The sequence below is a fragment of the Nocardia sp. NPDC051463 genome (assembly GCF_040681975.1).
Lineage (GTDB): Bacteria > Actinomycetota > Actinomycetes > Mycobacteriales > Mycobacteriaceae > Nocardia.
Map to the genome: position 1 here is coordinate 225,952 of NZ_JBFBAB010000004.1, position 16,414 is coordinate 242,365.

The 16,414-nt window shown below is 67.0% G+C and carries 10 protein-coding genes; 3 read left to right on the forward strand and 7 right to left on the reverse strand.

The window, feature by feature from the left end:
- Nucleotides 1-26: 26 nt before the first annotated feature.
- The 3 genes from AB0M74_RS09455 to AB0M74_RS09465 form a co-directional block, all read right to left on the reverse strand.
- Nucleotides 27-7,352 (reverse strand): amino acid adenylation domain-containing protein, encoded by a 7,326-nt coding sequence (locus tag AB0M74_RS09455; protein WP_364903910.1) that lies wholly within the window; start codon nt 7,350-7,352, stop codon nt 27-29.
- Between the two features lie 233 nt (nt 7,353-7,585).
- Nucleotides 7,586-8,569 carry a DNA-binding response regulator gene (locus AB0M74_RS09460; protein ID WP_364903912.1) on the reverse strand — a complete coding sequence of 328 codons (984 nt, stop codon included), beginning with the start codon at nt 8,567-8,569 and terminating at the stop codon, nt 7,586-7,588.
- A gap of 74 nt (nt 8,570-8,643) precedes the next feature.
- Nucleotides 8,644-9,462 carry a M23 family metallopeptidase gene (locus tag AB0M74_RS09465; RefSeq protein ID WP_364903914.1) on the reverse strand — a complete coding sequence of 273 codons (819 nt, stop codon included), beginning with the start codon at nt 9,460-9,462 and terminating at the stop codon, nt 8,644-8,646.
- Between the two features lie 231 nt (nt 9,463-9,693).
- Here AB0M74_RS09465 and AB0M74_RS09470 point away from each other — a divergent pair, with 231 nt between their 5' ends.
- Together AB0M74_RS09470 and AB0M74_RS09475 are read left to right on the forward strand one after the other, a co-directional pair.
- A complete protein-coding gene (locus AB0M74_RS09470) occupies nt 9,694-10,743 on the forward strand; it encodes a nitronate monooxygenase (protein WP_364903916.1) in 1,050 nt (349 codons plus the stop codon).
- Between the two features lie 82 nt (nt 10,744-10,825).
- Nucleotides 10,826-11,218, forward strand: coding sequence for an SCO5389 family protein (locus AB0M74_RS09475; protein ID WP_364903918.1), 393 nt, complete (start codon nt 10,826-10,828; stop codon nt 11,216-11,218).
- A gap of 68 nt (nt 11,219-11,286) precedes the next feature.
- On the opposite strand, the gene AB0M74_RS09480 is transcribed toward AB0M74_RS09475, so the two are convergent.
- Complete coding sequence (locus AB0M74_RS09480) at nt 11,287-12,924, reverse strand: long-chain fatty acid--CoA ligase (RefSeq protein WP_364903921.1); 1,638 nt, start codon at nt 12,922-12,924, stop codon at nt 11,287-11,289.
- 153 nt (nt 12,925-13,077) lie between these two features.
- Nucleotides 13,078-14,004: a cation diffusion facilitator family transporter gene (locus AB0M74_RS09485; RefSeq protein ID WP_364904161.1), complete on the reverse strand. Its 927-nt coding sequence runs from the start codon at nt 14,002-14,004 to the stop codon at nt 13,078-13,080.
- A gap of 18 nt (nt 14,005-14,022) precedes the next feature.
- Between AB0M74_RS09485 and AB0M74_RS09490 the strand changes: the two genes are divergently transcribed.
- Nucleotides 14,023-14,514, forward strand: a complete 492-nt coding sequence (locus AB0M74_RS09490) for a hypothetical protein (RefSeq protein WP_364904173.1) — start codon at nt 14,023-14,025, stop codon at nt 14,512-14,514.
- Here AB0M74_RS09490 and AB0M74_RS09495 read toward each other — a convergent pair.
- Together AB0M74_RS09495 and AB0M74_RS09500 are read right to left on the reverse strand one after the other, a co-directional pair.
- A complete protein-coding gene (locus AB0M74_RS09495; protein WP_364903923.1) occupies nt 14,454-14,849 on the reverse strand; it encodes a metalloregulator ArsR/SmtB family transcription factor in 396 nt (131 codons plus the stop codon). The two genes, AB0M74_RS09490 and AB0M74_RS09495, sit on opposite strands and share 61 nt — an antisense overlap.
- Before the next feature lie 519 nt (nt 14,850-15,368).
- Nucleotides 15,369-16,241 carry a glycosyltransferase family 2 protein gene (locus tag AB0M74_RS09500; RefSeq protein WP_364903926.1) on the reverse strand — a complete coding sequence of 291 codons (873 nt, stop codon included), beginning with the start codon at nt 16,239-16,241 and terminating at the stop codon, nt 15,369-15,371.
- Nucleotides 16,242-16,414: the final 173 nt, after the last annotated feature.

The window sequence follows — 16,414 nt, forward strand, 5'->3', positions numbered from 1 at the left end:
AGATACCGATCGCGAACGTGGGTTCGTTACCGGCTCCCCGACGTCAGTAGCTCATCGAGCAAGACCAGCGCGACCGACCCCGGCACCGCTACCGGCGCGACCGCCGACCCCGCATCGAGCACGACGGTCTGCAGATCCGCCAGCAAGGTCATATCCATCGCGTCGAGGGTCGTGTGATCGGCGAGCAGGTGGGTGACCCACTCATCGGCCAACGACGTCGCCAGTTCGGCGGCGTCGGGCACAATGACCAGCGAGGCTCCCGCCGCTCCCGCCGCAACCACCTCGAGTAGCACGGCAGGCGAATCCGACCGTCCGCGCTGGAAGGTGCGGGACTCGAAGGTCAGACCGGTACGGGCGCGCAGCCCTTCGGTGGCCACCGCCAACTCGTCGTAGGTCATCGTCACACCGCTGGACGCCACGACCAGTGCCGGATCTTCGCCGCGCAGCACGCCGTTACGCGTCGCGTAGGTCACCGGCCGAGCCGATTGCTCGGCAATGTCGGCGATCACCGCGGGATCGTCCAACCGCAGCCAGTCGAGGCCATCGCTGTCGACCGGCTGGTGTCCTACGGTCAGCCCGATCTTGACGACCGGTGCGTCGGGCAGCGGCATATCGGCGCCGGCGAGCGGCACAAGTGCGGCACCCGCTTTGAGCACCGCCCAGGCCGCGACCACCGAATCGGTGCCGCGGTCCAGCCGGACCGCCACCCCGACGCCGGGACCGCAACCGTGCCCGATCAGCACCCTGGCCAGGCGCGAGGAGTTGGCATCCAGTTCCTGGTAGGACATTTCGTCATCGCCCCATACCAGAGCGGGTGCGTCGGGATCGTCGTCCACCGCCGCGGCCAGCGCCTGGGGCAGCTTGGTGCCCCCGGAGGCCGGTATGGCGCTCGGTGCCGCGGCCGGTGCGGCATGGACCCGGTCACGCTCTTCGGCGTCGAGGATGTCGATATCGCCGATGCGGACCTGCTGATCGGCGGCCACCGCCGTCATGATGCGCACCAGTCTGCGACCGAACGCCCGCGCCGTCGACTCCTCGAAAAGATCGGTGGCATAGGTGAACATCGCGACGATATCGCCCGGCTTCCCGTCTTCCGACAGCCGGGGTTCGACCACGAGCTGTAGGTCGAACTTCGCCGCGATCTCGCCCGAATCCAGCGCGCCGACAGTCAAGCCGGGCAGCTCCAGGGTGGGCTGCTCCAGGTTCTGGAAGGAAAGCATCACCTGGAACAGCGGGTTCTGCGCGACCGAGCGACCGGGCATGGCGGCCTCGACCACCCGCTCGAAAGGGATGTCCGCGTTGGCGAAGGCGGACAGATCCGCCTCGCGCGCCTGCAGCAGCAATTCCTCGAAGCTCGCGGTCCGCTCGACCGAGGTACGCAAGGTCAGCGTGTTGACGAACATGCCGACCAGATCGTCCAACGCCCGCTCGCCGCGACCGGCGATCGGCGTGCCGATCGTGACATCCGTGCTGCCGGAGAGCCTGGCAAGCAGCACGGCGAGCGCCGCGTGCACCACCATGAACACCGAGGACCGGTGCTCGCGGGCAATGCGGATCAGACCCTCGTGCACTTCGGCGGGAACGGTGAAGTCCACCGATGCGCCGCGGTTCGACGGCACCGTCGGACGCGGGCGGTCCAGCGGCAACTGCAGCGTCCCCGACCAGCCCGACAGCTGCTCGCGCCAATACGCCATTTGCCGTGCCGCCACCGAGTTCTCGTCGTCTTCGGTGCCGATGACCGTGTGTTGCCAGAGCGCGAAATCGGCGTACTGCACCGGCAGCGGCGCCCAGCCGGGGGCTTCGCCGCCGGTCCGGGCGATATACGCGGTCATCATGTCACGGGCCAGTGGTGCAAAGGACGCGCCGTCGGCCGAAATGTGGTGCACCACAAGGACGAGCAGGTAGTCGTCGGCGGTGCCGTTGGCCAGCAGGCGAACCCGAACGGGCACCTGCTCGGTGACGTCGAATCCGGCGGACACCAGCTCGGTGACCCGAGCGACCACGTCCGCAGGGGTCTCGACCTCCAGTCCCTCCGGCAATACTTCGGCCGCGGCCAGGATCTCCTGACGGGCCTGACCACCGACACTCGTCGTCGGGAACCGCGTGCGCAATGCTTCGTGCCGGACCAGCACATCCTCGACGGCCAGACGCAACGCCGTCACGTCGAGCGCTCCGGTCAGTCGGATCACGAAAGGCAGGTTGTAGGAGGCAGATTCGGTGTCGAGCTGGTTGAGCACCCACATCCGCTGCTGAGCGAGCGACAGTGGAATCAATTCCGGCCGTTCGGCCTTGGCCAGCGCGGGGCGGGCCGCCGAATCACGGCCGACGCCGGGCACGATCCTGGCCGCGAGCGCGGCGACGGTCGAGGCTTCGAACAGATCGCGCACCGCGACATTGGTTTCCAACGCGTCGTTGATCCTGGCGACCGCACGGGTGGCCAGCAGCGAGTTACCGCCCATGGCGAAGTAGTCGTCATCGGCGCCGACGCGTTCGACGCCGAGTACCTCGGCGAAAACGGCGGCGACGATCTCCTCCGATTGAGTGACCGGAGCCCGGAATTCCCGAGCCGTGAAGGTCGGTGCGGGCAGCGCCTTGCGGTCGAGCTTGCCGCTGGTGTTGAGCGGGAAGGCATCCAGCGCCACGAGTGCGGCCGGAACCATGTAGGCGGGTAGGACTTCCGAGATCGCGGCGAGCAACTGTTGCTGCTCGATCCGCTGACCCGGCCGCCCCACCACATAGCCGACCAACTGATCGCCGGTCACCGACGGCACGACCAGTGCCGCCGCCTGGCTCACGGCAGGCACAGCGAGCAGCGCGGTCTCGATCTCACCGAGCTCGATGCGCTGGCCACGGAATTTCACCTGGAAGTCGGTACGACCCAGATATTCCAGCCGCTGCGGGTTTTCCCGCCACGCGACCAGGTCGCCGGTCCGATACATCCTGGCGCCCTGCTCGAACGGGTTGGCGACGAACCGATCCGCCGTCAGATCCGGACGGGCCACATAGCCGCGCGCCAGCTGGTCACCGGCCAGGTAGAGCTCGCCGACCACACCCGCCGCCGTCGGCCGCAACCGCGAATCCAGCACGAATACCCGAGTGTTCCACTGCGGCAGACCGATCGGGACCGTGGCGAGCTCACCGACGCGTGCAGGCCAGTAGGTCACCGACACCGCGGCCTCGGTCGGCCCGTACAGGTTGTGCACCGTCGCGTCCGAGACCGCGGCCAGTGCTTCCACCGTCTCCGGCGGCAGCGCCTCACCGATGGCGAACACCTCACGCAGTGTCGGGCAGGCGCCCGGCGCGGTGTGCGTTGCGAACACCGTCAGCATCGACGGCACGAAGTCGGTGACCGTGACACGTTGCGCGGCAATCGTTTCCGCGATGTAGGCAGGGTCGCGATGACCGTCGTGGGTGGCGACGACCAGCGTGGCCCCCGCGCGCAGCGGCATGAAGTAGCCCCACAGCGACACATCGAAGGTGGTTGCGGTCTTCTGCAGGTAGACATCGTCGGGACCGAGCGGGTACTGCGCGAGCATCCATTCGATCTGGTTGTCGATGGCGGCGTGCGAGATCGCCACGCCCTTCGGTCGACCGGTCGAGCCCGAGGTGAAGATCACGTAGGCCGGGTTGTGCCCGGAGACCGGGCGCAGCAGCTCCTCCGGTGCGATCGGAGCACCCGAGAACCGTTCCAGGTCGATCGTGTCCAGAGGCAACACCGGCGCGTCGGCGTCGACCGCATCGGCGGTTGTCGTCAGCACGCAGACCGGCGCGGCGGTATCGAGGATGTGCGCGATCCGCTCGCCGGGATGATCCGGATCCAGCGGCACATACGCACCACCGGCGGCGACGATCGCGTACATGCCGACCACCAGATCGAGCGAACGCCGCACCGCGAGGCCGACCAGCGATTCCGCGCCGACACCCTCGCTGATCAGCAACCTGGCCAGCCTGTTGACCCGCTCGTCGAACTCGCGATAAGTGAGCTCGGCGCCCTCGTACACCACGGCCACCGCGTCGGGGTGCGCCGCGGCGGCACGCCGATACCCGTCCAGCAACAGCCCCTGACCAACCGGGTGACGAGTGTCGTTCCAGTCCACCAGGATTCGCTGCCGCTCGGCAGGCTCGAGCAGCTCGACCGCACCGACGCCCTGCCCCGGGTCATCGACCATCGCGGCGAACACCGTGGTCAAGCGCCGCGCGAACCCGGCCACCGTCGCCTCGTCGAACAGATCGACGGCGTAGGTGAACGACGCCGACATGCCACTGGGCACACCGCCTTCTTCACGCGGCACGATGGTCAGCTCGAGATCGAACTTGGCCATCGCGACACCGAGGTCGACACCCGACACGGCGAGTCCGGGCAATTCCAGCTCGGTCTGCGCCATGTTCTGGAACAGCAGCATCACCTGGAACAGTGGATGCCGTGCCATCGACCGCGCCGGGTCGAGCAGTTCCACCAGCCGCTCGAAGGGCACGTCCACGTGTCCGAATGCCGCGACATCGATCCGACGGAACTCGTGCAGCAGCTCGTCGAAGGACAGCTCCGGGTCGATATCGCTGCGCAACACGACGGTATTGACGAACATGCCGATCAGTTCGTCGAGCGCGGCCTCGCCGCGACCAGCGACCGGAGTGCCGATCGCGATATCCCTGGTGCCGGAGAGCCGAGCGAGTAGTACGGCCAGTGCGGCGTGCACGACCATGAACAGTGTCGAATTATGTTTCTGGGCAAGTCGGTTCAGCGCAGCATGGGTTTCGGCATCGATGTCGAAGCCGAAGAAGGCGCCGCGGTTGGACATCACCGCAGGCCGAGGCCGATCGGCGGGCAGTTCCAATTGCTCGGGCAACCCGGCCAATTCATCGCGCCAGAAGGCGATCTGCTTGGCGAGCAGTGACTCCGGATCGTCTTCGGCGCCGAGCACCTCGCGCTGCCAGAGCGCGAAGTCCGCGTACTGCACCGCGAGCTGCGGCAGCTGCGGTTGCGCGCCGCGCGCACGATCGGAGTAGGCGGCGATCAGGTCGCGGGTGAGTGGCCCCATCGAGAAGCCGTCGGCGGCGATGTGGTGCACGACGCAAACCAGCACGTGCTCGGATTCGCTCAGCCGGAACACCCGAAGCCGGATCGGCGGGGCGAGGGCGACATCGAATCCGGCGACGGCCGAGGCGATGACGAGGTCGGGCAGCTCCGCCGTAGTGGTCGACACGACGTCGAGTTCCGGTACGGCTCGAGCATCGTCGATCGGCAGCACGACCTGCGTGCCCTCGCCATCGCTTTCCGGATACACCGTCCGCAGCACCTCGTGGCGAGCGACCAGGTCACGCGCAGCGGCCCGCAGTGCGTCGATATCCAGCGCACCCGACAACCGCACTGCGAGCGGAATGTTGTTGACACCGCTGGTCGTATCGAACCGGTTGAGGAACCACATCCGCTGCTGCGCGTACGACAGCGGAATCCGCTCCGGACGCACTCGAGCCTGCAAAGCTGGTCCGGTACCTGAACCGGTCTCTTCCTCCACCCGTACGGCGAGCGCCGCGACGGTGGACGCCTCGAACATCAACCGCACCGGCACCCGCACGTCGAGTGCGCTACCGATGCGCGCCGCGGCCTGGGTGGCCAACAGCGAGTTACCGCCGAGCTCGAAGAAGTCGTCGTCGGCACCGACACGGGCGTCCGGCGCGTCGGGTATCAACAGCGCTGCGAACACATCGGCGACAACCTGCTCGGTGCTGGTGGTCGGCGCCCGGAACTCACGCGCGGTGAACACCGGCTCCGGCAGTGCCGCACGATCGAGTTTGCCGACCGGGTTCAGCGGAATCGAGTCGAGCACCATGATCACCTGGGGAACCATGTAGGCGGGCAACGATTCGCCGACATGCGCCGCGAGTGCCGCGGTATCCACCCCGACCCGGTTCCCGCTCGCCTCCGACCGCGGCAGCACGTAGGACACCAGCGCGGTCACACCGGATGGCAGCGTGCGACCCAACGTCGCCGCGAAGTCCACATCCGGGTGATTGCTCAGCGCGCTGTCGATCTCACCGAGCTCGATGCGAAGACCACGGATCTTCACCTGGAAGTCGGAGCGACCCAAATGCTCTATGTCGCCGGACTCGGTGCGGCGCACCACATCACCGGTGCGATACAGCCGTGCCCCCGGATCGCCCGCCTCGATACCGAACGGGCTGGCCACGAACCGCTCCGCGGTCAACCCGGGCCGCCCGAGATAGCCCTGGGTGAGGCCGGGACCCGCCACATACAATTCGCCGGTCACGCCAACCGGGACCGGACGCAACCGCCCATCCAGAATGAAGGTGCCGATGCTGGTTGCCAGGGCCTTGCCGATGGTGATCGGATCACCGACGCTCAGTGGGTCGGAGGCGGTCATGATGACGGTGGTCTCGGTCGGGCCATAGAAGTTGTACACCTTGCGGCCATCGCCGACCCAGCGCCCGATCAGCTCTGGCAGCAAGCGCTCGCCACCGATCACGAGGGACCGCAAATCGTCCAACCCGGTGGGATCGACCGAATCCAGCGCACCCGGCGTGATCATCACATGCGTGACCCGTTCGCGGCGTAACAGCTCGGCGAGCTCGGCCCCACCGAACACGCCAGGTGGCGCGACCACCAGCGTCGCTCCGCTGGTGAACGCCATGAAGAACTCCATGATGGAGAAGTCGAAGCTCGGCGAGCTCACATGCAGCACGCGGGCGTCGGCGGTGACCTCGAGCTTCTCCCGGACGCCCGCGACGGCGGACAGCCCGGTGTGCGAGACCGCGACGCCCTTCGGCCGACCGGTGGAGCCCGAGGTATAGATAACGTAGGCGAGATGCTGTTCGGTGAGCGTGCCGATGCGGTCGGCGTAGGAGATGGGATGCGCTTGTCTGCCCGCGATGCGGTCGGCCTGCCCGTCATCGTCCAGTTCGATCCACTCGATCGACGTCCCGAACACCTCGCGGTGCGCCGTGGTGGTCAAACCAAGGCTCGCGCCGGAGTCCGACAGGATGTAATCGATGCGATCCGACGGATAGGACGGATCGACCGGCACGAACGCCGCGCCCGTCTTCGCGATTGCCCACATCGACACAATCGACTCGACCGAGCGGGTGATGCCCACCGCCACGAAGTTTCCAGGGCCGACGCCGCGATCGATCAGTTCACGGGCGAGCCGGGACGAGGTCTCGTCCAACTCGCGGTAGCTGAGTTCGCGCTGATCGGCCGGGTCACCGGTCGGGTTGAATCGGATCGCCACCGAGTCGGCAGCGGACTCGACCGAGGCGGTGAGCAGCTGTCCGAATAATGGGGCGCCCGACCGCCGTCGACGGTTTCCGCGCACAGAACGACGAGGACCATCCATTCGAGTACTTTCACCCCTTCGCATAGAGCACAGCCGCACGACCGCACGAGGCCACCAAGAGACCAAGGGCTCGACGTCCTTGGCGCGCGGCTCGAGCAATCATATAAGCAACGCTCAGCACCGAGCCCGGCTCGGGCGGCTGCCGGACCGGCAGCGCATTATGCATGGCGACCATTCGACTATCGGCCGGAATCCCTCCGATGTTGCCCCCGATACTCGATCCGTGAGGGACTTCACAGCCAACCGCGACGAGTCGCTTGAACACCGGCCTGAAAACGCGTGCTCGCACCGAGTCGCTCCAGCAATCGGGCGGTCCTGCGCACCACAGTGCGCCGCGACATGCCGAGCCTTCGCGCAATGGTGTCGTCGGTGGCACCGAGGCCCATCAGGGTGAGGATCGCCTTGTCCTTTTCGTCGAGTTCGTCAGCCGACGGGTTCACCGAGATCGGTGCGGCCAGTGACCACAGCACATCGAAGGTCTTGACCGCCAGGCGCAACGCCGCGGAACCGTTGATGCGCAGGCCCATCGGGTCCGGCCGTCGTTCATCGGCATGCAGCACCAGGCTGGCCCGTTCGTCATCACTGATGATCAGCTTGAACGGTGGCTCGGGCAGTGTGCGCGCCTGTGCCCCACTGGCGTTGGTGGACAGTGCGTGCCGCAGCCGTTCCGGGTCCTGATAAATGGTGTCCTGGTACAGGGTTTGGTAGCGGATGCCCGCACCGATCCTGGACCGCTTCAGCTTGAAGAGCTGGTGCTCGCGTTCGACATCGCTCAGATAAGGCCCGCGCTCGATCACCTTGACGCTGCTGCGCGCCGCAGTCTGCATCTCCTCGAAATCGGCCAGCATCTCCAACCGCTCGAATACCGGCACCACCGAACCGTTGGCGCGGGGTGAGCGGCGCACCGACCGGAAGGTCTCGCTGAGTCGCGCTGCGGCCGCGTGCATGTGGTTGATGTCCCGCTGCCTGCGTCGAGCCTCGGCCTCCGACAGCGACTCCGGGGCGTGCGCGTCCCACAACGGCTCGCCGTCGGGACCGACAAGGCATTCCGCGGCGTCGAGGTCGCACAGCACTTTCAGCGACGCCTCGGCCACATCGACTGGCAGACCTAAATATCCGGCGATATCGGACAGGCGCGATCGCGGATGATGCACCAGCACGGCGTAGGTGCGGCCGTGCGGTGATCCAGGCTCGAAGATGTCGCCAAGCGCGGTCACCGCCAGAGCCTAACGACCGATAAGTGTTCGCGTGCGGCTTGCGATCCGCCGAACATCAAGCCGGACAACAAAAATCAGTGCGCCGACGGGCCCCACTGCAGGGGAACACCTTTGGAGGCCAGGTAGGGCATCGGGTCGATCTTGCGGCCCGCTTGGTCCCAGATCTCCAGGTGCAGGTGCGGACCGGTCGAGTTGCCGCGGTTGCCGACGGTGGCGATGACATCACCCGCGTTGACCCGCTGACCCTCGTGCACCAGCATCTCGTTCACGTGACCGTACACCGCGATGGTGCCGTCGTCCTGCTGCACGCGGACCCACAGACCGAAGCCCGACGCCGGGCCCGCCTCGATGACGGTGCCGTTGCTCACCGAGTGGATCGGCGCGCCGAGCTGATCGGAGAAGTCGAGGCCGTAGTGGAACTCGCCCCACCGACTGCCGTATCCGGAGCTGATCGCACCGGCGACCGGGCGAACCGCGGGGGCGGGCGCGAGCTGCTGCTGCGCACCCTTCAGGATCTGCTCGACCTGGGCCAGCGGTCCCGCGATCTCCGGCGGCAGGTTGCCGATGCCGAACGGGGCGGCGACCGGTGCGGCCACCGGCTTCGCGACCTGCGGCGCGGGGAGGGATGCGGCGACGGGAGTCGCGGCGGCCAAGGCCTCCGAGACCTGCTGCGTGCCGGTGCCCTTGAAACTGATGGGAGCGGGAGCTTCCTCGGCGTCGTGCGAGCCGGGCAGCAGCGGCGCGGCGATCGCAGGCGCGACCTGGGTTGCGGTGCCGAGCAGCGCGCTCGCCGCGACCGCGACGCCCGCGGCGACCTTCACCCGCTCGGTCGTGGTCGACTCGGCGCGATGCCGCGTCGGCCGACCCGAAACACCGTCGCCGATGAGGCTCATCACGGTTATGGAACTGGGGCCTACCCGGTGGTGCGACACAGCTGCGTCCTAGCTTCCGACCTACATTGGTGGTCAACGAATCCTGGGCCGGAACCACACCGTTTGTAACGATCTGGCAACTCCGGGCTATGTAACGTTTCAGCATCCGTTGTGACGGGAACTCTACCCCGTCGTGACCATTCCGCAACCTTCTCTCGGGAAATCGCAGGTAAACCGGGGTCAACTGTCCAGATGAGCGACACTGGGACCGTGATCATCGACGAAATGCGCGTCCCGATCGTGCTGGCCCCGATGGCGGGCGGACCCTCTACTCCCGAGCTGACCGCGGCCGTGTCCGCGGCGGGCGGACTCGGCTTGCTGGCGGCCGGCTATCTGAGCGCGACCGACACCGCGGCGCGTCTCGCCGCGACCCGCGAGCTGACCACCGCGCCGTTCGGCGTCAACCTGTTCACCCCTGGATCGCCGACGCCGCCCGCCGCCTTCGCGAGCTATCTGGCCGAGCTCGGCGCGACGCACGAGCTCGGCACGCCGAAATACGACACCGACGACTGGGACGCGAAGCTGGACCTGCTCATCGCGGCTCCCGTCGCGGTGGTCACCTTCACCTTCGGCTGTCCGACCGCCACCGAGATCGCCCGACTGCAGGCGGCCGGGTCGGAAACATGGGTGACGGTCACCTCCGCCGCCGAAGCGCGGATCGCGGTGGAGGCGGGGGCCGATGTGCTCATCGCCCAGGGCGCCGAGGCGGGCGGGCATCGCGCCACCTTCGTCGACCGGGTCGCCGACGACAATGTCGACCCGCTGGGGCTACTCGCACTGCTGCAGATCCTCACCACCAGCGTGGAACTCCCGATCGTCGCCGCAGGCGGCATCGGCACCGGGGCGGGAATTGCGGCGACACTGGCCGCGGGCGCGGCCGCCGCCCAGCTCGGCACCGCATTTCTACGCTGTCCCGAAGCGGGCACCAACCCGGTGCACCGCGCCGCCGTCGGCGCTGCCACCGCGACCATGCTGACGCGCGCCTTCACCGGTCGCCGGGCTCGCGGCCTGCGCAACCGGTTCATCGACGAACACACCGCGACGGCACCGGTCGCCTATCCGGAAATCCACTTTGCCACGGCGCCGCTGCGGGCCGCCGCGAGGGCAGCGGGCAATCCGGAGGAAGTGAATCTGTGGGCCGGTCAGACACACACCCTCACCTCCGAGCTACCGGCCGGCGAACTGGTTCACGCCCTGGCCGCCGAGACGAAAACCGCTCTGAAACGGGCACTTTCACGATGAATACCGGATTGTTGACAACCACTTTCGATTAGAATGCAAGGGCATCGCACCGCCATCCACCCCATCCCCGGAGGAGAGCGTTATGTCCCTCGATGTTCCCACCGCACTACTCGAACGCGCCGAACGCGGCGAGGTCGACGATGCGGAATTCGTCGAATGTGTTCGCAATTCATTGCCCTACGCCTGGGAGGTAGTCAGCCGGGTGGCCGGTGAACTGCACTCCGGCACCGAGGAATACGCCGACAACGTGGTTCCGCCGCCGGACGATCTGGCACGCGGTCAACTGCTGCGCGCCATGGCCTCCGACGCGATCCGCGGCGGCTTGGAACGGCACTTCGGCGTGAAACTCGCCTTCCAGAACTGTCACCGAGTCGCGGCCTTCCCGCTGTCCGCGGTCGGCGGCGAGACCTACAGCACGTTCATCGGCACCCGCGCTCAACTGCTCAATCAGAGCCCGGAGCTGCGTAACTGCTGATCGGCACCCTCAGCACAGGCCCGGCGCGGCACCATATTTCGCCCGCGCCGGGCCCGCTGCGGTGTAGCTCAGGACAGGGTGGTGACCGTCAGCTCACCGTCGGCATACTGGGCGCGCAGGCGCTTCTTGTCGAACTTGCCGACGCTGGTCTTGGGCACCTCCGCAATGAAGGTCCAGTGTTCGGGCAGTTGCCATTTGGCGAACTTGTCGGCCAGGAAGTCGCGCAGTACCTCCGGTTCGGCCTCGGCGCCTTCCCGCAACACGATGGCGACCAGCGGGCGTTCGTCCCACTTCTCGTCTGGCACACCGATGACCGCGGCCTCGGCAACAGCTGGATGACCCACGACCGCATTCTCCAGATCCACCGAAGAGATCCACTCGCCGCCGGACTTGATCACGTCCTTGGATCGATCGACCAGCGTCAGGTAGCCGTTCGGGCTGATCTTGCCGACATCGCCGGTGCGCAGCCAACCGTCATCGAACTTGTCCGGATCGACCGACGACCCTTCCGGCGAATAGTAGGACCCGGTGATCCAGGGCCCGCGAACCTCCAACTCACCCAGCGCTTCTCCGTCATTGGGCACCACGCTACCGTCGTCGGCGACCAGCCGCGCCTGTACGTTCGCCGGGAACCGGCCCTGAGTGAAGCGATAGGCCCATTCCTCCTCGCCGGTGGCGCTGGCGGGCGGCTGCGCGACGCTGCCGAGCGGCGAGGTTTCGGTCATACCCCAGGCGTGCAAAATCTTCACGCCGTGCTTTTCCTGGAATGCCCGCATCATCGACGGCGGAACCGCCGAGCCACCGACCACCACCGTCCGCAGATGCGAGATGTCCTGCGGCTTCGCGGCCAGGCCGGCAAGCACGCCGCCCCAAATGGTGGGCACGGCGGCGCCGAAGGTGGGCTTTTGCGATGCCATCAGCTCCAGCAACGGCCCCGGCTGCAGGAAACGGTCGGGCATCAGCACGTTCGCCCCGGACATCAGTGCCGCGTAGGGCAGGCCCCAGGCGTTGGCGTGGAACAGCGGGACGATGGCGAGCACATTATCGGCCTCGCTGAAACCCATGCTGTTCGGCGAGCACACCTGCATGGCGTGCAACCAGTTGGAGCGGTGCGAATACACAACGCCCTTCGGGTCACCGGTGGTGCCGGAGGTGTAACACATTGCGGCGGCGGATCGTTCGTCGATCACCGGGAAGTCGTAGGAATCCGGCTGCGCGGCGAGCAGTTCGGTGTAGGAGTGCACCTGCACCCCGGCAGGCGCTTCCAGCGCGGCGGCATCACCGTTGGCCACGATCACGTGGCGAACCGTCTTCAGGTTCGGCAGGTACTGGGCGAACATCGGCAGCAGCGTGCCATCGACGATGACCACCTGGTCCTCGGCGTGATTGGCCACGTAGACCACCTGCTCGGGGAAGAGCCGGATATTGAGCGCGTGCAGTACCGCCCCCATCGCGGGCACCGCGATGTAGGCGACCATGTGCTCGTTGTTGTTCCACATGAACGTGCCGACACGATCACCGATGCCGATCCCGAACCCACGCAGCGCATTCGCCAACCGGGCCGATTCTGCCCCCAGTTCGCGATAGGTCATGGTGCGCACATCGGTACCGGTCCAGGTGGACACGGTGGAATCACCCGCGAACGTCGATGCATAGCGCAGCAACGTCGCCAGCGACAACGGCTCGTCCTGCATGGTGCTCAACATCGGAACTCCTTTTCCTTCGGTGGCCGGCCTACCGGCATTTCGACCATGAGCCACATCACATCGGCGATGCTACCCAACGGTAGGCCCCACCCGAGGTGGCGCCGGAAAACTTTGTACCGCCGCCTATAGGCGACTGCCATCAGTTTCCCGAGGTCAGCCCGAATGCGCCGGATAGGCGTGGACCAGGGCGGTGTCCAACCTGGGGACCGCGTGGGTGAGAGTGTGCTCGGCGCCGTGTGCCACCCGGTGCGCATCGGCGAGCGAGGTGGTCGGGGCGACGTCCAACTCCACATCGGCGTGCAGACGATGACCGATCCAGCGCATCCGAAGGCTGCGCACACCGAGCACACCCGGCTCGACGGCAAGCGCCTGCTCCGCGCTGGCCACCAAACTCGGTTCCACGCCGTCCATCAGTCGGCGGAATACATCCCGGGCGGCGGTGCGCAGCACCGCGAGGATGGCGACGGTAATCAGCAGGCCGACAATCGGATCGGCCAGCGGGAACCCCAGCGCCACTCCGGCGACGCCGAAAAGCACTGCCAGCGAGGTAAATCCATCGGTTCGCGCATGCAGGCCGTCGGCGACAAGTGCGGCCGAGCCGATCCGCCGCCCCACCCTGATCCGATACAGCGCCACTGTCTCGTTTCCGAGGAATCCGATCACGCCTGCCGCGGCAACCCACCCGAGATGCTCGATCGGTACCGGATCCAACAGTCTGCGCACCGCCTCGTACCCGGCGAGCACCGCCGACAATGCGATCATGGCGACCACGAACAGGCCCGCGAGATCCTCCGCGCGCCCGAACCCATAGGTATAGCGCCTGGTAGCCGCCCGCCGTCCCAGGGCGAACGCGATCCACAGCGGCACCGCAGTCAACGCGTCGGAAAAATTGTGAACAGTGTCCGCAGCCAATGCCACCGACCCGGACATCGCCACGATCAGCACCTGAACCAGCGCCGTCGCCCCGAGCACGCCGAGACTGATCTTCACTGCTCGAATCCCGACCGCACTGGCTTCCAAAGCATCATCGACACTGTCGGCGGCGTCATGGCTGTGTGGGGCGAAGATCTCCCGCAGGATGCCGCGTAAGCCGTTCGGGTGGTCGTGGTCGTGGTCGTGGTCGTGGTCGTGGTCGTGGTCGTGGTCGTGGTCGTGCCCATGCCCATGCCCATGCCCATGCCCATGGTGTTGCGCACCGCCGTAGTGATGCGCACCGGCCCGGTCGCGGCCGTGTTCGTGGCCCAGCCCACGTTCTTGCCTGTGCCCGTGGTCATGGTGACGCACAACGGTCTGGCCATGCTCGTGGCTGTTTTCAACTACACGGTCCTGCACGTCGTGGTCGTCCCCGCAGCCCTCTGCGTGCTGGTGGTCACGCCCTCGAGCAGGTTCGCAGCCGTTCGGGTGACCGTCGCCGTCCCCGGTACCGTGCAGGTGCCCGTTGCCATCTCGCCCAGCGATCCGGCTTTCGGCGTGGCCGTGTTGGTACGGCAGGTCGAGTCCGCGCCAGCGGAAACCATTACGCTCGTGGCTCATTCCGACACCGCCCGCTCCTGGGCGGGCAACTCGCGCACCGCCCTGTCGCCGCGGTGATGCGGCGGGACGCCGGGACCCGCGTGCTCAGCGTTATAGACCGCGTCCATGACCAACTGCCGGACGTGTTCGTTCTCCAGGCTGTAGAAGATCGTCGTCCCCGCTCGTCGAGTTCGGACCAACCGCGCCATCCGCAGCTTGGACAGGTGCTGGGACACCGACGGCGCGGGCTTCCCGATGTGCCCGGCCAGGTCGTTCACCGACAGCTCCCGATCGACCAGCGCCCACAGCACCTGCACCCGGGTCGCATCGGCCAGCATCCGGAACACCTCGACAACCAGCCCCACCTGATCCTCCGCCAACGGCGGCGCCAATGGCTCGTTATCTGCATTCATACGCAGATAATAGGACGAAGTCGCGGACTCCGATACCCCGATCGGCCTCGTGCACCAACGACCTTTCGTCTACGGCCGGCAGACTGATCGGTCCAGAGTTCGAGCTACCCGCCTCAGCCTCGGCGGCCCAGCCGTGTGAGCCGGTATCCGTTCGAGGCAAAACATTGCGCGACCCGTCGACACCCGGCCCCGGGTCGGTCAGCCGCGCGCCCCGCCCGGGCTGCCGAGGCGGTGGGCCAGCAGGAAATCCATCATGCCGCGCTGCACGTCGAGGCCATGGTCGGACCGCATCAGCAGACAGCCGCCGCTATGGTCGGGGCCGATGGGGTCCGGAACCGCGCGATTTCGCAGCCACGCACCCGAGCAAAGCCGGCACCGTGAGCAGCGCTACCGAAACCTTGCCCTGCGCTGACGAGACCCCCTGCAACGCCACGGAATTCACACCCACACGCTCCGCGCCGAACCAGAATCGGATCAGCAACCCCGTCGTCGGCTGCGTTGCTCCGAGCAGTCGTTCACCTAGCGACGCAGGCGTTGCGTGATCGCGGTGCGCAAGACCGACGCCGTGCCACGCACCACCAAGCCCGCCGCGACCAGCGGTGCGAACAGCAGCCACGGCGAGCCCTGGTGGTAGTCGCAGTAGAACCGCAAGGCACTGCGGTGGTGGCTGCGGATCTTCCGGAACGGGGCCGAACGCATACTGCCGCCTTCGCGGTGACGAATCTCGACACTGGGGTCCAGCACCACCCGCCACCCGGCGCGGTGCATGTCGAGTGCCATCTTGGTTTCCTCGAAGTACAGGAAATAGCGGGTGTCGAACCCACCGACGGCGTCGAATGCCGCACGCCGGAACAGCATGCAGCACCCAGAGATCCAGTCGACATCGCTGACCGTCGCGACCGGCGCACCGAAGTACTGCCGAGTGGCGGGATTGCCTGGCCACACACCGCCCAGCAACGCGTGCGCGGCGCCCACCGCGAGCGACGGGAACCGGCGCCCGGTCGGGTAGTGCGTCCCGTCGAGCCGGGTCACCTGCGGCCCGATCATGCCTATGGTGTCGTCGGTGCGAGCGGTTTCGACAAGCGCGGCTATCGAGCCCGGTGTGAGCTGCGTATCGGGGTTGGCGACCAGGATCCATTCGGCGTTCGTCACAGCCGCACCTTGATTGATCGCCGCGGACAGGCCGACGTTCTCACGATTGCGGATAACAGTCCCGCCGAACTCCTCGACCAGGCCGGCACTCCCGTCGGTCGATGTGTTGTCGACACCGACTACATCGACCGCCAGTGGCTCGACTGCCGCCGTCAGCGACTCCAAGAAAGGCGGCAGATCCTCCGCGCTCTGGTAGGTGACCAGGACAAGGCCGACGGTCTTCTCATCGCGGCGAGACATGCCGGGCAACCTATCACCTCGGCTGGATCACCACACCTACGAGCGTGTCGGGCATCAGCAGCTCGAACGCCCGCATCCGACGTGCCGCATCCGAATCGCGCAACAACTACCGTCATCGGCCCGCCCCGTGCCGAAGCCCGGCTGAACGGGGCTGCCCGGAGCAGGCTCGTGGT